General features: G+C 69.8%; 16 protein-coding genes. 5 read left to right on the forward strand and 11 right to left on the reverse strand.

All coding sequences use genetic code 11. The annotated features are described in order from the left end of the window. Positions 1–159: 159 nt before the first annotated feature. On the forward strand, positions 160–789 hold the full coding sequence (gene eda, locus ACS5Q7_RS04655; RefSeq protein ID WP_478338254.1) for a bifunctional 4-hydroxy-2-oxoglutarate aldolase/2-dehydro-3-deoxy-phosphogluconate aldolase: 630 nt from the start codon (positions 160–162) through the stop codon (positions 787–789). 7 nt (positions 790–796) lie between these two features. Here the strand turns inward: eda and ACS5Q7_RS04660 are convergent, their stop codons facing one another. From ACS5Q7_RS04660 to ACS5Q7_RS04675, 4 genes are all read right to left on the reverse strand, one after another. Next, a complete protein-coding gene (locus ACS5Q7_RS04660; protein WP_478338255.1) occupies positions 797–2,908 on the reverse strand; it encodes an ABC transporter ATP-binding protein/permease in 2,112 nt (703 codons plus the stop codon). A gap of 714 nt (positions 2,909–3,622) precedes the next feature. Further along, positions 3,623–5,125, reverse strand: a complete 1,503-nt coding sequence (locus ACS5Q7_RS04665; protein ID WP_478338256.1) for an NAD(P)/FAD-dependent oxidoreductase — start codon at positions 5,123–5,125, stop codon at positions 3,623–3,625. Between the two features lie 81 nt (positions 5,126–5,206). Then, positions 5,207–6,238 carry an NAD-dependent epimerase/dehydratase family protein gene (locus tag ACS5Q7_RS04670; protein WP_478338257.1) on the reverse strand — a complete coding sequence of 344 codons (1,032 nt, stop codon included), beginning with the start codon at positions 6,236–6,238 and terminating at the stop codon, positions 5,207–5,209. 33 nt (positions 6,239–6,271) lie between these two features. Beyond that, on the reverse strand, positions 6,272–7,468 hold the full coding sequence (locus ACS5Q7_RS04675) for a glycosyltransferase family 87 protein (protein ID WP_478338258.1): 1,197 nt from the start codon (positions 7,466–7,468) through the stop codon (positions 6,272–6,274). Positions 7,469–7,587: 119 nt separating this feature from the next. Here ACS5Q7_RS04675 and ACS5Q7_RS04680 point away from each other — a divergent pair, with 119 nt between their 5' ends. Further along, positions 7,588–9,354: a hypothetical protein gene (locus ACS5Q7_RS04680; protein WP_478338259.1), complete on the forward strand. Its 1,767-nt coding sequence runs from the start codon at positions 7,588–7,590 to the stop codon at positions 9,352–9,354. Here the strand turns inward: ACS5Q7_RS04680 and ACS5Q7_RS04685 are convergent. From ACS5Q7_RS04685 to ACS5Q7_RS04715, 7 genes are read right to left on the reverse strand one after another with little or no spacing between them, the layout of a single operon-like run. Further along, positions 9,351–10,580, reverse strand: coding sequence for a molybdopterin molybdotransferase MoeA (locus tag ACS5Q7_RS04685; RefSeq protein ID WP_478338260.1), 1,230 nt, complete (start codon positions 10,578–10,580; stop codon positions 9,351–9,353). The genes ACS5Q7_RS04680 and ACS5Q7_RS04685 overlap by 4 nt on opposite strands. A gap of 11 nt (positions 10,581–10,591) precedes the next feature. Continuing rightward, the gene (gene moaC, locus ACS5Q7_RS04690) at positions 10,592–11,080 is read right to left on the reverse strand and encodes a cyclic pyranopterin monophosphate synthase MoaC (RefSeq protein WP_478338261.1); all 489 of its coding nucleotides are present in this window, start codon (positions 11,078–11,080) and stop codon (positions 10,592–10,594) included. Beyond that, entirely contained in the window at positions 11,077–11,946 is an 870-nt protein-coding gene (gene trpC / locus ACS5Q7_RS04695; protein WP_478338262.1) for an indole-3-glycerol phosphate synthase TrpC, read from the reverse strand. Before trpC ends, moaC begins: the two co-directional genes overlap by 4 nt. Continuing rightward, a complete protein-coding gene (gene trpD, locus ACS5Q7_RS04700) occupies positions 11,943–12,980 on the reverse strand; it encodes an anthranilate phosphoribosyltransferase (RefSeq protein WP_478338263.1) in 1,038 nt (345 codons plus the stop codon). Before trpD ends, trpC begins: the two co-directional genes overlap by 4 nt. Positions 12,981–13,012: 32 nt before the next feature. Continuing rightward, the gene (locus tag ACS5Q7_RS04705; protein ID WP_478338264.1) at positions 13,013–13,627 is read right to left on the reverse strand and encodes an anthranilate synthase component II; all 615 of its coding nucleotides are present in this window, start codon (positions 13,625–13,627) and stop codon (positions 13,013–13,015) included. Positions 13,628–13,686: 59 nt separating this feature from the next. Next, on the reverse strand, positions 13,687–15,207 hold the full coding sequence (trpE, locus tag ACS5Q7_RS04710) for an anthranilate synthase component I (protein ID WP_478338265.1): 1,521 nt from the start codon (positions 15,205–15,207) through the stop codon (positions 13,687–13,689). Then, positions 15,207–17,108 (reverse strand): peptidyl-prolyl cis-trans isomerase, encoded by a 1,902-nt coding sequence (locus ACS5Q7_RS04715; protein WP_478338266.1) that lies wholly within the window; start codon positions 17,106–17,108, stop codon positions 15,207–15,209. Before ACS5Q7_RS04715 ends, trpE begins: the two co-directional genes overlap by 1 nt. Before the next feature lie 195 nt (positions 17,109–17,303). Here ACS5Q7_RS04715 and tpiA point away from each other — a divergent pair, with 195 nt between their 5' ends. The 3 genes from tpiA to secG all read left to right on the forward strand — a co-directional run bounded on the left by tpiA (position 17,304) and on the right by secG (position 19,623). Beyond that, complete coding sequence (gene tpiA / locus ACS5Q7_RS04720) at positions 17,304–18,065, forward strand: triose-phosphate isomerase (RefSeq protein WP_478338267.1); 762 nt, start codon at positions 17,304–17,306, stop codon at positions 18,063–18,065. An 89-nt stretch (positions 18,066–18,154) separates the two neighbouring features. Beyond that, positions 18,155–19,069: a polyphosphate kinase 2 gene (gene ppk2, locus ACS5Q7_RS04725; RefSeq protein ID WP_478338268.1), complete on the forward strand. Its 915-nt coding sequence runs from the start codon at positions 18,155–18,157 to the stop codon at positions 19,067–19,069. A 140-nt stretch (positions 19,070–19,209) separates the two neighbouring features. After that, the gene (gene secG, locus ACS5Q7_RS04730) at positions 19,210–19,623 is read left to right on the forward strand and encodes a preprotein translocase subunit SecG (protein ID WP_478338269.1); all 414 of its coding nucleotides are present in this window, start codon (positions 19,210–19,212) and stop codon (positions 19,621–19,623) included. The last annotated feature ends 48 nt before the right edge of the window (positions 19,624–19,671 follow it).

Genomic DNA, 19,671 nt, shown 5'->3' on the forward strand with positions numbered 1-19,671 from the left:
CCCCCTCACAACCTCATCCTGAGGTGCGGCGCAGCCGCCTCGAAGGAGGGCTCCAGGGATCGCGGAGGCATCTGGACGCCTCCTTCGAGGCCCGCCGAGGCGGGCACCTCAGGATGAGGGCATTGGGTGGGATCCCAGGTAACGGAAAGGAACGGCACCATGAACGACCTCGCCAGCATCGACACGTTGATGCGCTCCGTGCCGGTCATCCCGGTTCTGGTGATCGATGACGTGGCCCAGGCCCGTCCCATCGCCGAGGCGCTGGTGAAGGGCGGGCTGACCGCGCTCGAAGTCACCCTGCGCACGCCCGCCGCCCTCGACGTGATCCGCGAGATGGCATCGGTGGAGGGCGCGGTGGTCGGCGCCGGGACGGTGCTGAACCCCCGCGATCTCGACGCCGCCATGAAGGCCGGCGCCGAGTTCATCGTCTCGCCGGGCCTGACGGCGCCGCTGACGGAGGCCGCCAAGGCGAACGGCGTGCCCTACCTGCCGGGCGTCGCGACTGCCGCCGACATCATGCGCGGGCTCGACCACGGGCTCGACCGGTTCAAGTTCTTCCCGGCCGAGGCAGCGGGCGGCATCAAGGCGCTGAAGGCGCAATCGGCCGTGTTCGGGCAGGTGCGCTTCTGCCCCACGGGCGGCATCACCGAGGCCACCGCCCCGGACTGGCTCGCCCTCCCCTCCGTGCTCTGCGTCGGCGGGAGCTGGGTGGTGAAGCCCGGCGCGCCGGATCCCGCCGCCATCGAGGCGGCGGCGCGGGCGGCCTCCGGCTTGCGGAAGGCCGCCTGAGGGCGGCTTACTCCGCCGGCATCGCCTGCATGGATTCGCGGGGCACGAAATGCGTGCCCTCCTTTTCCAGCACCACCTTGCGGTCGTGCAGGGATTCCAGCGTCGAGCGGTGGCCGATGGAGACGATGGTCGTCTCCGGCAGCCGCTCGCGCAGCATCCGGTAGATCTTCGCCTCCGAGGGCTCGTCCAGCGAGGCGGTCGATTCGTCGAGGAACAGCCACGCCGGTTTGGCGAGCAGCGCTCGCGCGATGGCCAGACGCTGCTGCTCGCCGCCGGAAAGCCGGCGCTCCCACACATCGTCCACGTCGAGCTGGTCGATCAGTTGCGGCAACTGCGCGTCGGTGAGCGCCTGCCGGATCTCGCCGTCCGAGAATCGCGACCGTTCGTTCGGATAGACCACCGCATCGCGGAGCGTCCCCAGCGGAATGTAGGGCCGCTGCGGCAGGAGCAGGGCCGATTGCCCGGCGGGCACGTCGATGCGGCCCCGACCGAAGGGCCAGATGCCGGCGATGGCGCGGAAGAGGGTGGACTTACCCGAACCCGAGGGGCCGGTGACGAGGGTCGCCATACCCTTCGGCAGCGCGAGCGTGTCGGCGGCGACGATTTCGCGGCCGTCCGGTAGGGCCAGCGCGAGGCCCGTGGCGGTGACGCCCCCGGAGGTGGCGTTGCCCTGCATGAGCCCGCCGCCCGTCGCGGCCATGGCCTCGGCCTTGGTCATCGCCCGGCGGAAGGAGCCGAGACGGATCGTGTTGGCCTTGTAGGCCGCCAGCGTGGTGTACGCGTCCACGAAGAAGGACAGCGAGGTCTGCACCTGGCCGAAGGCGTTGCCGGTCTGTTGCAGCGCCCCGAGCGTGATCTTCTTGGCGAAGAACGACGGCGCCGCGATCAGGTAAGGGAAGATGACGCTCGCCTGCCGGTAGCTGAAAGTGAAGGCGATCAGCTTGATCCGGCGGAAGATGATGCCGGTGTAGTTCGCCACCACCATGTGGAACAGCGAGGACAGGCGGCTGGCCTCGGCCTTCTCGCCGCGCAGCAGGGCGATCTGCTCCGAGTAGACGCGGTTGCGGGCGAGCGAGAAGCGGAAATCGGCCTCGACGCGCTCCTGGCGGAAGTTCAGCCCGATGAGCGGGCGGCCGATGAGATGCGTCAGCCACGTGCCGACCACGGCGTAGGCGATGACGAGCCACACGAGGAAGCCCGGGACGACCGTATCGGTGAAGGGCAGCACGAAGTCCTTCGAGATGGTCCAGAGGATCACGATGAAGGACACGAGCTGCGCCGCCTGGCTCAGAAGCCGGATCGACAGGCTCGCCGTCTGCCGGATGAAGGCATCGACGTCGGATTGGATACGCTGGTCGGGGTTGTCCGCTTCCTCGTCGGTGAAGGGGATGCGGTAATGGGTGCCCTCCCCCAGCCAGCGGTCGGTGAGGCTATGCGTCAGCCACGTCCGCCAGCGGATCAGCAGGGAGGAATCAACGAACAGGTCGAACATGCCGATGGCGATGTTCAGCGCGGCCAGCGGCACGAAGATCCACAGCAGCTGATGCCAGAACGCCTCCGCGTTGTACTCCTGCAGGGAGTTGTACATGTCGCGGTAGAAGAAATTGAACCGCAGCGTCAGCGCGACGTCGGCGAAGTTCACGAAGATCGACAGGGCGACGAGGTTGCGGCCGATCCGCCCCTCGGTGCTGCCGAACCACCGGAACAGGCTGATTTCCTTGGTCGGCGCATCGCGGTTGGCGAAATACGGATCGGCGATGTTGGTGATGGCGCGGATCGGCTCGAGATAGGAGATGCCGAGCACGATGCCGGCGAAGACCACGGCGCCGGTCGCCGCGAAGGCCGGCGGCAGCAGGGCGGCGAGGAAGGGCGGCAGCACGCCCGCCTCGGCCAGCGCCCGCGATCCCGCGAGCAGCAGATAGCCGACGCCGTAGACCGAGACGAAGACCTTCAGATAGGCCGAGATGCCGTTGGACGCGACGAGGATCGCCGCCATCGCGAAGCCGGCCAGGGAGACGTAGAGCGGAGGGCTCGGCACGCCGGGGAACGCCAGCAGGACCAGCGCGCACAGCGCGGTCACTACGGCCTGGATACCGAGTCCGGTCCTGATCGCCGCCACACCCATCTCCCTTCACGCCCCCCCCCCCGACCGCGAACGGACGGAACCCGCGGACATGGCTGCGGGTCGTGGCGAGATAGCGGCAGGGGAGGAACCTGTCGCGTGAAACTTCGGACAGGTTCGGTTCCGGCGGTTATGTCGCTGACGTGACAGGCCCTCGTGCAGTGACATCGGGGGCCGGCTGGAGACAGGGTACGAAAGGTGATCGCCGAGACCGAAAGGACGCGGTAACCCCCTCTCCCCGCCTGCGGGGAGAGGCCCGCCGACACCTCGTCGTGTCGGCGGGAAGCGGAGGCGAAGCCGGAGCGGCGGTGTGGGGGCTGGACGGAAGAGCCTCGTTCGGGGCGCCCCCTCACCTTCGGCTGCCGCCTCGCCGCGACGACGACGGGGTCGTCGCGGCCCTCTCCCCGCAAGCGGGGCGAGGGGAATGCTCACCGCCGACGCTCTCTCAGACCCGCCCGCCACCAAGGCACGGGCAACCCCTCTCCCCGCCTGCGGGGAGAGGTCCACCGACACCTCGTCGTGTCGGCGGGAAGCGGAGGCGAAGCCGCAGCGGCGGTGAGGGGGCTTACCGGAGGAGCCTCGTTCGGCAGGCCCCCTCACCTTCGGCTGCCGCCTCGCCGCGCCGACAACGGGGTCGTCGCGGCCCTCTCCCCGCAAGCGGGGCGAGGGGCCTACAAACTTTCACGGCCAGAGCCTCGGGTCGAGGTCGCGTTACGCGACCTTGCGCGGCACCAAGCGCTCGCTGCCCAGGGCTTCCTGAGCGCCCGAGATTCCGGCCTCGGTGTATTCCGCATCCTCGTTGACCCGCCAGACATCGTGCAGGCGGGTGCCGGCGCGGATGTTCTCTACGGTCAGCATCGCCGTCATCATGGCGTGGTCCTGATTGTTGTACTTGTGCATGCCATTGCGGCCGACGAGGTGCAGGGTCGGGTAATCCCGCTGCAATTCCCGGCGCACGGTGGCGACGTGGGCGGAATAATCCTCGTCGTAAACCGGATAGGCCTTCGGCTGGCGCACGACACAGGCGTCGACCACATCCGCCGGGTCGATGAGCCCGATGCGGCCGATCTCCGCCTTGGCCAGCGCGACGAGATCCGCATCCGACGAGGTCCAGAGCCCGTCGCCCTCGAAGCAGAAATATTCGAGGCCGAGGCAGGTATGGGCCTCGTCCGGGATCATCTCCGGCGACCACGAGCGGAAGTTCTGGACCCGGCCGACCTTCACCGACGGGTCGTGGATGTAGATCCAGTTGTCGGGGAAGGTCTTGTCGGACTTGGCGATCAACGCCACCGTCACGAAATCGCGGTAGGCGAGCGCCCGCGCGTTGAAGGTGCTCAGCGGACGCGGGCGGATGGCGTTCACGAGGTCGCGCACCGGCGCGGACGAAATCACGTGCTTGGCGGTGAAGGTCTCACGGCTGCCGTCGCCGCGTTTCGCCGAGGCGGTCCAGAGGCCGGTGCCCGCGTCGAAGGTGAGCGAATCGACCATGCGGTCGAGCAGCACCTTGCCGCCCTGCGCCCGCGTCTTGGCGGCGGCGGCCTCCCACATCATGCCGGGACCCCGGCGCGGATAGCGGAACGATTCGATCAGCGTCTTGATGACGGGGCCGCCGGCCTTCTGGCGCTTGCGCAGGCCCAGCGAGCGCTTCACCCCGTCGAGGATCGCCGCGCCGAGATCGAGCCCCTTGATCCGCTGCGCCGCCCAATCGGCCGAGATCGCATCACAGGACAGGCCCCACACCTTCTCGGTGTAGGTCTTGAAGAAGATCGAGAACAGGCGCTCGCCGAACTGGTTGCGCACCCATTCGTGGAAGTTCTTCGGATCCTGAACCGGCCGTGCGCGGGCGTAAAGGTAGGAGGCGACGCAGGCGACACTGGTGGCGATGCCGAGATTCTTCAGTGCCTCGAAGGCCTTGAGCGGATAGGCATAGTACTTGCCGTTGTAATAGATCCGCGACAAGCGCGGGCGCTCGATGAAATCGTTGGGCAGGATCTCGTCCCACAGGTCCACCACCGCCTTCGACTTCGAGAAGAAGCGGTGGCCGCCGATGTCGAAGAGGTAGCCGTTGTGCGAAACGGTGCGTGAAATGCCGCCGACCTGCGCCGGGTCGCTCTCCAGCACCGTGACCTCGCGGCCATGCTTCGAGAGCAGATAGGAGGCTGTCAGACCCGCCGGCCCGGCGCCGATCACCAGGGTCTCGGTGTGGTGGCTCATCAGTCGCTCCGGCCCGGATCGATACAATTCAGCGCGCGTCGGCCTGATTAATGTCGGCGGACGGTTAAGACTTCGCTGCCTCTACGAAACCCATTTCAGAACACGGATCACACCCATGTTCGCCGCCTGGCGGTGGGCCGAGACGTCCCGCCGGGCGGCGATCTCGGCCCGGTTGGCGACGTAGTAGCGGTAGGCGGCGAGCAGCATGTCGCCGTTGGTCAGCGTCGGTCGCCAGCCGAGACCGGCCTTGATTCGGCTGGTGTCGAACACGAAGCTCTCGGCGATCATGCGGTAATGGTAGGGGCCGAGCGGCGAGATGCGCAGCGCGTGCGCGGCACGCATGGCGAGCAGCGTCGGCTTCAGTGGCAGATGCGCGGTGCGGGCGCCGGTGCCGGCATGGGCGATGACGTGCTCGAAGGTCTCACGCATGGACCCGACATCGTCGGCGCCGATGCCGAACACGCCGGAGGCGGTTTGCCGCCACGCCAGCAGCATCGCCGCGATCAGGTCCTTGGCGTAGATGAACTGGTAGCGGTTGCTCCCCTCCCCCACGAGCCACACCCGGCGGCCCTCGCGGATGAAGTCGAACAGGATGGCGAGCAGCCCCAGCCGCCCCTCGTCGATGATCGTGGGCGAGCGGATCACCGTCGTGGCGAAATGCCCCGCATGGGCGGCCAGGATGCGCTCGCCCTCCAGCTTGCTCGCGCCGTAGATTTCGCAAGGAGCGGGCGCATCGTCCTCGCGCACGGGACGGTCGAAGCCGCGCGCCCAGAGGCAGTTGCTGGAAATATAGACGAGGCTGCGGATCCCGGCCGAGGCCGTCGCCCGGGCGAGGGTTCGCGTGCCCTCGACATTGCTCGCCCAGAGCTCGCGCGGCTTGATGGTGCCGTGGGCCAGCAGCGCCGCGCAGTGGAACACCGCCTCGTGGCCCGGCAGGTGCCGGTCGAGGAGCGCCCGGTCGCGGATATCCCCGACGATCGCGGTGAAGCCCGGCGCCGCGATGGTGGCGGGCAGGAGATCCACGCTCGTGACGAGGTGGCCCTCGTCGAGGAGGCGGCGGACGAGGAGCGAGCCGAGGAAACCGGAACCGCCCGTGACGAGAACGCGTGCCATTGTGAAGCTCGCCGGCTGGAAGGGATCGGAACGTCAGGCCGCCGCGTCGAGGGCGCGGTTGCGGGGAAGGGTGAGTCCCTGTGGCCTGAACAGGCGCATGGCCTGGGCGAACAGGGCACCCGGCACCAGCACGCCGAGGATCGGCAGATCGAAGACGATGAGGATGCGCGCCATCGGCAGCAGCAGCCACGCCGCGACGGTCATCGGCGCCGCGCCGGGTGCCCGGCCGAGGACCAGCAGCGCCAGGGCGGGCGCCGCGATGGCGAGATCGTAATGCGAGACGTAGGGCTGCATCACCAAGGCGCCGAGGATGATGACGGCGAGCGCACCGGGCTCCCGCACGTCCCGCCGCATCGCCGCGACGGCGAAGGCAAGGCAGGCCGCGCTGACGACACCCTGGAGAACCCAGGCGGCGCCGGCCGGCAGGCCGGAATAGCGCGCGGCGAAATAGGCCGTGACCGAGGTCTCGATCATCTTCGCGTCGAACTGGGTGATGAAGGCGCTCTGCACCGGCATCGTGATGGTGACGAAGCGCTGCCAGACCTCGATCCCGAACATGCCCACGGAGGCGGCGATGAGGGCCAGGGTCGCCATGGCGCCGACCACGAGGCAGCGCCAATGCCCCGACAGCAGCAGGATCAGCCCGATGGCGCAGGCGAATTGCGGCTTCATCGACAGCAACGCGAGGCAGAGCCCCGCGAGCCAGGGCCGCCGCCCCGCCTCGATGAGCGCGACGGTGGTGGCGAGCGCCAGCAGCCCGCCGAAATGCCCGTACATCATCATCGCCACGGCGGGCGGCGACAGGCAGACCACGAGGATCGGACCCCACGCGGGCGATCCGCGCAGGAGGAGGCGCGTCGTCAGCGCAAGGGCCGCCAGGTTCGCGGCCGTCCAGAGCAGCACGGCCGGCAGGAACGGCAGGGCCGCGACGGGCGCGAACAGCAGCAGCGAATGCGGTGGGTAGACGAAGATGAGCAGCGGATCGCGCGTCATCTGAAATGCCGTCTTGATCGCCGCGCTGTAGGCGGGCTGATCGACCAGCAGGGCACCCTGCCCCGCGAGCACGAGGCGCGGCGCCATCCAGAAATTCACGAAATCCCGGCCGAGCGGCGCGCCGATCATCCAGCCGTGGATGTTCCACGGGATCATCGCGAGCCACGACAGCGCCGAAATGAACGCCCCGCCGACGAGGATCGCGATCTCCCGTCGCTGCAATGTCGGTGTGAACATCAGGTCGGCTCCGCGCAGGCACAACCCTAGGAAGCAACGGCTGACGATTGGTTAACCCAACCATGCTTCTACGAAAGCGCTGCCCGGCGGCCCTTCGGGTGGTGGGAGACGAGACGACGATGCCGGACCGAGCCCCGCCGGCCACCCTGCCCGCGACGCGGATCAACCCGGCGATCCTGCTCTGGCTGTTCGCCGCCTTCGGCCTCGCGACCCTGGCCCCGCCGGCCGACATCGCCGCCACGATCCACCACCTGCGCGTGCCCGATCCCGACGACGCGATGCGCCTCGCGGAGGTTCGCGACCTCTTGAACGGCCAGGGCTGGTTCGATCTCGTTCAGCACCGTTTCGGGCCGCCCGCCGGGATCGTGAGCCACTGGTCGCGGCTGGTGGATGCGCCGCTCGCCGGGCTGATCCTGCTGCTGACGCCACTGGTCGGCCGGGACATGGCGCTGGGCCTCGCCGCCGCCTTCTGGCCGATCGCGCTCTTCTGCCTGTACGCCTTCGTGCTGATGCGCGGGACCGGCGCCATGTTCGGCGGGAGGGCCGGGCTGATCGCCCTCGTGATCGCGACGCAGACCATCGGCGTCACCGTGCAATTCTCCGCCGGACGCGTCGACCATCACGGTCTGCAACTCACCATCGTCCTCGGCATGGCGCTGGCGCTGATGCGCGGCGGTGGCCGGGCCGGGCTCATCGCGGGGATGCTCGCCGCCGCGTCGATGGCGGTGGGGCTCGAAGGGCTGCCCTATGTCGCGGCCGGCGCCCTGTTCCTGTGCGGCGACTGGATCCTGCGCGGACGGCCGGCGCTCGGCGCCTTCACCGGCTTCGGCCTCGGCCTGGGGCTCGCGGCGCCGATCCTGTTCGGCGTGCAGACCGCCCCGGCCCGATGGGGCATCACCGCCTGCGATGCCCTCTCGCCACCGTGGCTCACCCTCGCGGGGGGCGGCATGATGCTCACGCTGGCCTGCGCCGGTCTCGACCGGATGCTGGCGCGCTCGGCCTCCCGGCTCGCCGCCGTGGCCGTGCTCGGTCTCGCCGTGATCGGCGCCGTCGCCAGCCTGTTCCCCGTCTGCCTCGCCGGGCCGTTCACCGGGATGACCGCCGTGGTGCGCGACCACTGGCTGCTGAAGGTCAACGAGATGACCAGCGCGGCGACCTTCCTTGCCCGTGGGCAATGGGAGGTGCTGGTCTTCTACCCGGTCCTGATCCTCGCGACGCTCACCGCCACTTGCCTTGCCGGACGGGGGCGTCCCTGGGCGGTCGCGGCCACGCTCCTGTGGCCGGGATCGATCATGGGGCTGATGGAATTTCGCGGCCTCTACGTCGCGAGCGGCCTCGTGCCCCTCGTCGCGGGGGCCTTCATCGACCGGGCGCTCGGCCCGGCCGGGTTCCGCTGGAAAAAGCTCTCGGCGGTGACGGCTGCCGGGCTCATCAGCACGGTCTGGATCGCGCCGGCCGTGCTGGGCGAGACGCTCCTGCCCTGGACGCGGACCGCGAAGGACCCCGAGGGCGCCAGGGGCTGCCTCACCGATACGGCCCTGCGGGATCTCGCGATCCTGCCGCGCGGCACGGTGCTGGCACCCGTCTTCATGGGGCCGGCGATCCTGCTGCACACGCCCCATGCGGTGGTGGCCGCGCCCTATCACCGGGCCGTGCCGCAGATCGCGGCCTCCCTCGAAGGGCTCGGCGGCACCGAGGCGGACCTGCGCGCAGCGATGGCCGCGCAGGGCGCGACCTATCTCGTGGCCTGCCCGACGCGCCCGGCGGACGACCTCCAGCCCGAGACGGCCTTCGCCACGCGGCTCACGCGCGGCGAGGCGAGCACGGACTGGTTGCAACCGGAGCCGTCACGGGGGCCGCTGAAGATCTGGCGGGTGGCGCCTTAGACGAGCCGCCGGTCGAGCCGGATGATCCGGCACGGATCGCCGGCCTTGGCGGGCGCGGCATGCGGCTCGCGGATGAGCAGGGCCTCCGAGCGGCCGAGCACGGCGAGCATCGACGAATCCTGCCGGTTCTCGGGCGTGGCGACGGGGAGTTGCCCCGCCTCGATGGCGAGGCTCGCGCGCATGTAATCGGCCCGGCCGTCATTGGCCGGCAGGTCACGGCCGAGGCGCGCGGGCTCGCTGCGGTCGGCCCCCGCCTGCGGATCGCCCAGCATCGCGCGGATGGCCGGCACCACGAACAGCAGCCCGCAGACGATAGACGAGACCGGGTTTCCCGGCAGGCCGATCACCAGCATGTCGCCGAGACGCCCGTGCATCAGCGGCTTGCCCGGCCGCAGGGCGACCCGCCAGAAGCCGAGCTCGAGCCCTTCGCGGGCGAGCGCCGCCTGGACGAGATCGTGATCGCCCACCGAGGCGCCGCCGAGGGTAATGAGCAGATCGGCTTTCGCCTCCCGCGCCCGACGGAAGGCGGCTTCGAGCGCCGCATGGTCGTCGGCCGCGATGCCGAGGTCGATGGTCTCGGCGCCGGCCTCCTTCGCGAGGGCGGCCAGCGCGAGGCTGTTCGAGGCGACGATCTGGTCCCAGGCGGGTGTCGCGCCGGGCTCGACCAACTCGTCACCCGTGGCGAGAATCGCGACCCGTGGTCGGCGGCGTACGTCGAGGCGCGGATGCCCGGCGGCGGCGGCCAGAGCGAGGCGGCGCGCGTCGAGACTCAGGCCCTCGGCGAGGAGCACCTGCCCCGCCGAAAAATCGAGGCCTTCCCGGCGGATGAACCGGCCCGGCTCCACCGCCTCGCGGACGCGGACGGTCTCGCCCTCGGCCTCGGCATCCTCCTGGATCAGGATGGCGTCGGCGCCCTCAGGCACCGGGGCGCCGGTGAAGATCCGCACCGCCTCGCCGGGTTGGAGCGTGCCCGCGAAGCCATGGCCGGCGGCGCTGGTGCCGGCGAGCGTGAGGCGCGCGCCCACCGTTCCCGCATCGGCCGCACGCACGGCGTAGCCATCCATGGCGGAGGCCGGGAAAGGCGGCTGCGTGCGGGTCGACACCACCGGAGCCGCGAGCACACGGCCGGCGGCGCGGGCCAGCGGCACGCTCTCGGCCTCGACGGGCCGGGCGACGCTCGCGAGGATGCGGGACAAAGCCTCGGCGACGGGAATCAAGCCGCTCATCGGCCCTGGCCTCACTCTGCTGCGTCTGCCCTGTAGGCGCCGGAGCGCCCGCCATCCTTGGCGAGGAGGCGGATGCCCTCGATGCGCATGCCGCGATCCACCGCCTTCACCATGTCGTAGACCGTGAGGCAGGCCACCGAGACGGCGGTCAACGCCTCCATCTCGACGCCGGTCGGCCCCTGCACCCGTACCTCGGCGGTGAGGCGCAGGCCGGGCAGGCTCGCATCCTCCTCGCATTCCACCCGCACCTTCGACAGGAGCAGCGGGTGGCAGAGCGGGATGAGCTCATGGGTCCGCTTGGCCGCCATGATCCCGGCGAGCCGGGCCGTGCCGATCACGTCGCCCTTCTTGGCGTCGCCCTCGCGGATCAGGTTCAGGGTCTCCGGCCGCATCGCCACGAAGCCCTCGGCCCGAGCGGTGCGGTTGGTGGCGGGCTTGTCGGTGACATCGACCATGTTGGCCGCGCCCGAGGCGTCGAGATGGGTGAGGCCCTCGCTCATGCCTTGGACTTCTTACCCGTTTCCCCGAACAGCAGCGCCCGGGTCGCTTCGGTGACGTCGCCCTGGCGCATCAGGCTCTCGCCCACCAGCACCGTATTCAACCCGTGCTTGGCCAGCGTCTCCACGTCGGCATGGCTGCCGATGCCGCTCTCGGCCACGGCGATCCGGTCGTCCGGGATGCCGGGCTTCAGCCGCAGGGCGTTGTCGAACGAGACCTCGAAGGTCTTCAGGTTGCGGTTGTTGATACCGACCAGGGCCGTGCCGAGCGGCAGCGCACGGGCCAGTTCGGCCTCGTCGTGGACTTCGGCCAGCACGTCCATCTTCAGTTCGTGCGCGGTCTCGACCAGGGCGGCGGCCTCATCGTCATCGAGGCAGGCCATGATGACAAGGATGCAATCGGCCCCCCAGGCCCGCGCCTCGTAGACCTGATAGGGCTCGAACATAAAGTCCTTGCGCAGCACCGGCAGGCGGCAGGCCTCCCGCGCGGCGATGAGGTAGTCGGGCTTGCCCTGGAAGGAGGGCTCGTCGGTGAGCACCGACAGGCAGGTGGCGCCGCCCTTCTCATAGGCCGTTGCCAGGGTGGCCGGATCGAAATCGGCGCGGATCAGCCCCTTCGAGGGCGAGGCCTTCTTCACCTCGGCGATGAGGGCGGTGCGCCCCTCCGCCCGGTGGGCGCGGATCGCCTCCGCGAAGCCGCGCGGCGGATCGGCCTGCGCGACCTTCTTCTCAAGCTTGGCCAAGGACACCCGCAGCTTCGCCTCGGCGATCTCGCGGCGCTTGTACGCCTCGATCCGCGCGAGCACGTTCGGCCGCTCGGGCGCCTCGGCGGCGGGGTCGGGCGTGGCCTCTTGCGTCAGCGAGGTCATCGGCTCTCCTGCCCCTTCGAGCATTCTTGCGACACGCGCACCAGACGCGCGAGGGTGGCACGGCCCGCGCCGGAATCGATCGCATCCTGCGCCCGGCCGACCCCTTCCACCAGGGTCTGGACCCGCCCCGCGACGACGAGAGCCGCGCCCGCATTGACAACCGCGATGTCGCGGTAGGCGTTTCGTTCGCCCGCGAGCACCGCTCCGAGAGCCCTGGCGTTGTGCGCCGGGTCGCCGCCGCGCAGTTCCTCCGGGGCGCGCAAGGGCAGGCCGACATCGCGCGGATCGATGGTGAACCGCGTGATCCGGCCGTCCTCCAGTGCGACGACGCCGGTCGGCCCGGTGACGGTGATCTCGTCGAGCCCATCCGACCCGTGCACGGTCCAGACCCGCTCGCTGCCGAGTTCGGCCAGCACCCGCGTCAAGGGCTCGGCGCGGGTGCCATCCGCGACGCCGAAGAGCTGGCGGATGACGCCGGCCGGATTGCACAGGGGGCCTAGCAGATTGAAAATCGTCCGCACCGGCAATTCGGCCCGCACCGCCGCGACGTGGCGCATCGCGCCGTGATGCGTCTGCGCGAACAGGAAGCACAGCCCGGCTTCCGCGAGGCAGCGTTCCTGGCCCGCCGGATCGAGCCCCAGTGCCACGCCGAGCGCCGCGAGCACATCGGCCGCGCCGGACCGCGAGGTAGCGGCGCGGTTGCCGTGCTTGGCCACCGGCACGCCGCAGGCCGCGACGAGGATGGCGGCGAGGGTCGAGACATTGACGCTGCCCGAATGGTCGCCCCCCGTCCCGACGACATCGACCGCGCCGTCCGGCGCCGTCACGCGCACCATCCGCGCCCGCATCGCCTCGGCGGCGCCGACGATCTCCTCCACGTCCTCGCCGCGCAGCTTGAGCGCCGTGAGGAAGGCGGCGGATTGGACGGGCGTCACCTCGCCGGACAGCAGCAGGTCGAAGGCCGCGCGCGCTTCGGCGCGCTCGAGGGGCTGGCCCCCGGCGACCTTGGCGAGGAGCGGTCTGAAACTATCCATCGGACTCGTCGCGAGTGGCGGGGCCGGCGGCGTCAATGCACGTCGGCGGCCGTCCTGTCACGCTGCGCGTTCCAGGCTTTGGCGAGATCGAGGAAGTTCCTCACGATGTCGGCGCCGTGCTGCGAGCGGATGCTCTCCGGGTGGAACTGCACCCCATGCACCGGAAGCGTCTCGTGCTGCAGGCCCATGATGAGCCCGTCCGCCTCGGCGGTCACGGCGAGCGCCGAGGGGCAGGTCGCCCGGTCCACCACCAGCGAGTGGTAGCGCGTCGCCTCGAAACTGTCGTTGATGCCCCGGAACAGGCCGCTCGCCTTGTGGCGGATGGTCGAGACCTTCCCGTGCAGGGGAAGGGGCGCGCGCACCACATCCCCGCCGAAGGCCTGCCCGATGGCCTGCAACCCCAGGCAGACGCCGAAGATCGGGATCTCGCCCGCGAGATCGCGCACCACGTCGAGGCAGATGCCGGCCTCGTTCGGGCTGCACGGCCCGGGAGACAGCACCAGCGCATCCGGCGCCTTCTCACGGATGTCGGCCACCGACAGCGCATCGTTCCGCGCCACCTCGATCGAGTCGCAGAGCGGGCCGATCAGATGGACGAGGTTGAAGGTGAAGCTGTCGTAATTGTCGATGACGAGGACTTTGGACATGACGCGGATCCGGGACTCGAACCCGTGTGGCGCCTCGGAGCAGTCGGGTCAATGGCGGGTTATTGCCCCCGCCGCACCTGCGCCGCGAAGCGCACCGCCTCTTCCGCCGCGCGGAACAGGGCCTTGGCCTTGTTGACGCATTCCTGCTGCTCGGAGGCCGGGTCGGAATCGTAGACGATGCCCGCCCCCGCCTGGACGTGCATCCGCCCGTCCTTCACCAGCGCCGTGCGCAGCACGATGCAGGTGTCCATTTCGCCGCCCGCGCCGAAATAGCCGATGCAGCCAGCGTAAGGCCCGCGCTTCTGCTTCTCCAACTCGTCGATGATCTCCATCGCCCGCACCTTCGGCGCGCCGGACACGGTGCCCGCCGGGAAACCGGCCGTGAGGGCGTCGAGGGGATCGTGCCGCGTGTCGAGGTCGCCCTCGACGTTCGACACGATGTGCATGACTTGGCTGTAGCGCTCGATGAAGAACTGATCGGTGACGCGCACGGTGCCGATCCGCGAGACGCGGCCCGCGTCGTTGCGGCCGAGGTCGAGGAGCATCAGGTGCTCGGCGCGCTCCTTCGGATCCGCCAGAAGCTCCTCGGCGAGGGCTTGGTCCTCCGCAGGCGTGGCGCCCCGGCGGCGGGTGCCGGCGATGGGCCGGATCGTCACGACGCCCTCGCGCACCCGCACGAGGATTTCCGGCGACGAGCAGACGATCTGGAAGGCGTCGAAGTCGAGGTAGCAGAGGAACGGAGCCGGGTTCGTGCGCCGCAAGGAGCGGTACAGCGCGAAGGCCGGCAGGGTGAACGGCGCCTCGAACCGCTGCGACAGGACAACCTGGAACACGTCACCCGCGACGATGTACTCCTTCGCCCGCGCGACCATTGCCGCGAATTCGTCCGGCGTGGTGTTCGAGACAGGCTCCGGCGCGGCGACCGTCGCGAGGTCGATCCGCGCCTCGATGGGCAGCGGGCTCTCCAGGGCGGCGGCGACCCCGTCGATACGTGCCAGCGCGGATTCGTAGGCTGCCCTTGCGGCAACACCCTCCACCGGGCGCACCGGCGTCACGACAGTGATGACGTCGCGGATCGAATCGAACACGACCATCAGGCGCGGGCGCATCAGGATCGCATCCGGCACGCCGAGCGGGTCGGGGTTCGGCACCGGCAGGCGCTCCATCGAGCGCACCATGTCGTAGCCGAGATAGCCGAACAGCCCCGCCGCCATCGGCGGCAGGTCGCGGTCCGCGTCGGCGCCGATGGCACTCTCGGCGATCAGCCCGCGCAGGCTCGTGAGCGGATGGCGATCATCGGGTTCGAACGCGCTGAGGTCGGGCTGGCGGGCGAGGGAGGCCGCGCCGTCCCGGCAGCGCCAGATCAGATCGGGGTCGAGCCCGATCATCGAGTAGCGCCCGCGCACCGCCCCGCCCTCGACCGACTCGAGCAGGAAGGCTGGCCCGGCATGGCGGGCCCGGAGCTTCAGGAACGCCGCGACCGGCGTTTCGAGATCGGCCACCAGGGCGATCTCGATCAGGCTCGGCCGCCCGGCCTCGTAGGCGGCGCGGAAGGCCTCGAAATCGGGCAGGTCCGACATCAGTACTCGCCGCCGAAGACCTTGCGGAGCGCCGCCTGGTCGACCTTCACGCCGGCGTTCTTCTGAACGTCCGCGATATACTGCGACAGCACGTCGTCCGCGATGGCCGACTGGAAGTTCTGCGTCACGGTCTTGTCGCTGGTGCTGTCGGGCACGAAGGCCGGCACCGTCGCCGACGTCACCTTGAACACAGCGCGCGAATCGCCAGAGGCCGCGCTGCCGGCCTTGTCGACCGGCGTCGCGAAGATCAGGTTCACCACGTCCGCGGTGAGCATGTCCTTCGGCTGGCTGCGGGCGAGGTCCGTCGTCTCCTGCGCGTTCACGCCCACTTCCTTGGCCGCGTCCTCGATGCTCGCGCCTTTGTCGAGCTTCTCGACCAGTTCGCGGCCCTTGGCCTGGAGGCGCTTGGCGTTCTCGGCCTGCATCCAGCCGGCCTTCACCGCGTCCTTCACCTCATCGAACGGCTTGTCGTGGGCGGCGTCGATCTTGGTGACGTCGTACCAGATGAAGCCGCCGGTCTTGGTGCGCAGGGGCTCGTTGTCGCCGCCGATCTCGGCGCGGAACACGGCCGGCAGTGTCGTGTCGGCATCTGGGATGGTGCCGACGCGGGTGCCGTCCGGCGCCTTGCCCTGGCCATCCACCGCCTGCACCGCCACGAGGTTCAGCTTGCGCTCGGCGGCGATATCGGCGAGCGACTTGGCGCTGGCGCGCTGGTCCTCGATGCCATCGCGGATGTCATCGATCTTGTCCTTCGCCCGCTGCAGGGCGAGGGTCTTGCGGATCTCAGGGGCCACCTCCTCGAACGGCTTCACCGTGCCGGGCTCGATCTTGGTGACGCGCAGCAACACCTGCCCGAACTGGCCCTTCACCGGCTGGCTCACGCCACCCTCGGGCAGGCTGAACGCGGCCTCGGCCACGGTCTTGTCGAACAGCTCGTCGCGGGACAGCGTGCCCAGCGTCAGCTCGTTGCCGGCGGTGCCGCGCGCCTCGGCGACCTGATCGAAGGTCTTGGCGCCCTCCTCGATCTCCTTCCGCGCCGCCTCGGCCGAGGCCGCGTCGGGGAAGACGATCTGCTGGATGGTCCGCTTCTCGGCATTGCCGTAGCGGCTCTTGTTGAGGTCGTAGGCCTTGCGGGCATCCTCGTCCGAGACCGGCTCGGCCTGCGCCACCGTCTCCGGATCGACCACGAGGAAGTTCACCGTGCGGAATTCCGGCGCGCGGAAGCGGTCCTTGTTGCCCTCGTACCAGGTCTTCAGCTCGTCATCGCCCGGCGCGGTGATCTGGCCGGCATCGGAGGGCTGGAGGAACAGGTAGGACACCGCCCGCCGCTCGGTCGTATAGCGGTGGACGGCCTCGCGCAGGGCCAACGGCACGGTGATACCGCCGGAGACCGCCTCGGCCAGCTGAATGCGCGCGATCACCGAGCGCTGCACGTTGACGAAGCGCGACTCGTTCAGGCCGGCGCGCTGGAGCGTCTGGTAGAACAGCTGCGGCTCGAACTGGCCCTGCGCATTCTGGAACGACTTCTCCTCACGGATCGCCCGCAGCACGGCGCTGTCGGGCACCGCGAGGCCGAGATCGTGGGTCTTCTGGTCGAGGGCGGCCTCGGTGATGAGCTGCGACATCACCTGCCGGTCGAGGCCGAGGGCCCTGGCCTGCTCCGGCGACAGGGCGCGCTTCAGCTGCACCTGATAGCGCTCGAGCTGGTTCTGGTAGGCCTGCCGCACCTGCTCGGACGAGATCTTGGTGCTGCCCACGGTCGCGACGGCATTGCTCCCGCCGCCGCGGATCAGATCCTCGACGCCGTAGATGCCGATGCCGAACAGCAGCAGCGAGAAGATGATCGCCAAAACGATCTTGCCGAGCCAGTGCTCGGAGGCGGCGCGGATGCCCTGCAGCATGGTGTGTCTTGGAAACGCCGTTCTGGAGATGCCGTGTCGCGGCTCGCGATAGACCATTCGCGCCGTGAAACAAAGGCTCGCCCGCGTTACCATCCCCGTCGCGACCATTAGCAAAGGGCGTTGGCGCGGTTTGCGCGCCCAAGCTTGCTCTGGTACGGCCGCGTGATCACACGACGGTGAGGAGCGAGGCGGGGTATGACGCAGAGTGGGCGGCGCCCCCTGGTTGCCGGCAACTGGAAGATGAACGGCACGCGATCCTCGATCGCGGTCGTGGAGCAGATCCGCGACGGCCTGTCCCCGGATCTGTGCTCCCGGATCGACGTGCTGATCTGCCCGCCCTCGACCCTGATCGGGTCCTGCGTCGCGGCGGCTTACGGCTCGAACATCGCCATCGGCGGCCAGAACCTCCATGCCCGCGAGAGCGGCGCCTTCACCGGCTCGATCTCGGCCGAGATGCTGGCCGATCTCGGCGCGAAATACGTGATCGTCGGCCATTCCGAGCGGCGCGCCTACCACCACGAGACCGATGACGGCGTCCACGCCAAGGCCCTCGGCGCCCGCCGCGCCGGCCTGTGCGGCATCATCTGCGTCGGCGAGACCATCGAGGAGCGCGAGCAGGGCCGCGCCCTGGACATCGTCCGCGCGCAATTGGCCATCGGCCTGCCCAAGGGCGCGACGTCCGCCGACACGGTGATCGCCTACGAGCCGGTCTGGGCCATCGGCAGCGGGCGCACGCCGACGCCGAAGGACATCGCCGAGGTTCACGCCTCCCTGCGCGACATGCTCGACAAGCTGGCCGGCGAGGAAGCGCACAGGATCCGCATCCTCTACGGCGGCTCCGTGAAGCCCGGCAACGCCCGCGAGATCCTGTCCGTCGAGAACGTCGACGGCGCCCTGGTCGGCGGCGCGAGCCTCGTGGCCGAGGATTTCCTGGGCATCTGCAAGGCCTACACCTGAGTGAGGGCCGGGGCTCGGCGCCCGGGCTTCGCACGGGTGTCACACTGACTTGGTCTTGAGGGTGGGCGAGTCCCGACCGAAAGCGCCCCATGTCCGAGGATCTGAGTTCCGCGCCTCCCGCCCTGGTGGAGATGATCCGCCGCGAGATCCTCGACAGCTATGACGAGGAACTGGAGCAGGATCTGGAGGAGAGCCGGCTCGATCAGCTCGATGCCGCCTCCGGCCATACCGAGCTCAACCGGCGCTTCTATTTCCGCGAGCTTCTGCGCCTTCAGCACGAATTGGTCCGGCTGCAGGATTGGGTCCAGCACAACAAGCTGCGCGTCGTCGTGATCTTCGAGGGCCGCGATTCGGCGGGCAAGGGCGGCGTCATCAAGCGCATCACCCAGCGGCTCAACCCGCGCGTCTGCCGCGTGGCCGCGCTGCCCGCGCCGAACGAGCGCGAGCGGACGCAATGGTACTTCCAGCGCTACGCCGCCCACCTGCCGGCGGCCGGCGAGATCGTGCTGTTCGACCGCTCCTGGTACAACCGCGCCGGCGTCGAGCGGGTGATGGGCTTCTGCACCGAGGCCGACGTCGAGGAGTTCTTCCGCTCGGTGCCCGAGTTCGAGCGGATGCTGGTGCGCTCCGGCATCGTCCTCCTGAAATACTGGTTCTCGATCACCGACGAGGAGCAGGCCCTGCGCTTCACCATGCGGATCACCGATCCGCTGAAGCAGTGGAAGCTCTCGCCGATGGATGTCGAATCGCGGCGGCGCTGGGAGGATTACACCCGCGCCAAGGAGGACATGCTGGCCCGCACCCACATCCCCGAGGCGCCCTGGTGGGTGGTCGAGGCGGTGGACAAGAAGCGGGCGCGGCTCAATTGCATCAGCCACCTCCTGGAACAGATCCCCTACGGCGAGGTGGAGCACCCGCCCGTGCAACTGCCCGCACGGGTGCGCCACGCCGATTACCTCCGCGCGCCGATCCCGGCGGACATGCACGTGCCGGATCGCTACTGAGTCGCGAGGCGGGCGTGGTTGGCGCTGGCGCCCGCATGGTGTAAGGCCCGGTGCATCTCGATGGAGCGGCGCCGGACGCCGCCCCCCGCCCATGCCTAGACCGAAGCCGGTCGGCGCGGGCGAGCGAACCCGGATCCCCGATGCAGACCGTCCTGATCGTCGTCCACCTTCTGATCGTTCTCTCCCTCATCAGCGTCGTGCTGTTGCAGCGGTCGGAGGGCGGGCTCGGCCTCGGCGGCGGCGGCGGAGGTGTCGGCGGCTTCATGACCGGCCGGGGCCAGGCCAACGCCCTCACCCGGGCCACCGCGATCCTCGCGGCGCTGTTCTTCATCACCAGCATGACACTCGCGGTCATGTCGCACCGGACGGCCGCGCCCAAGTCGATTCTCGACACGGGCGCTCCGACGCTGCCCGGCACCCCGGCGACCAAGGCCCCGGCGGGCGCGGACAACCTCCTCGACACGCTGCGCAAGGCGCAGCACCGGACGCCCGAGCAGGCGCCGGCCTCGCCCGCCCCGGAATCCGGTGCTCCCACCGCGCCGCAATCGCGCTAAGAGTCCCGCGCGGGTCGCCCACGGCCCGCGTCTCGCCTGAGTTCGGCA

This window comes from Methylobacterium sp. Gmos3 (genome assembly GCF_056430985.1).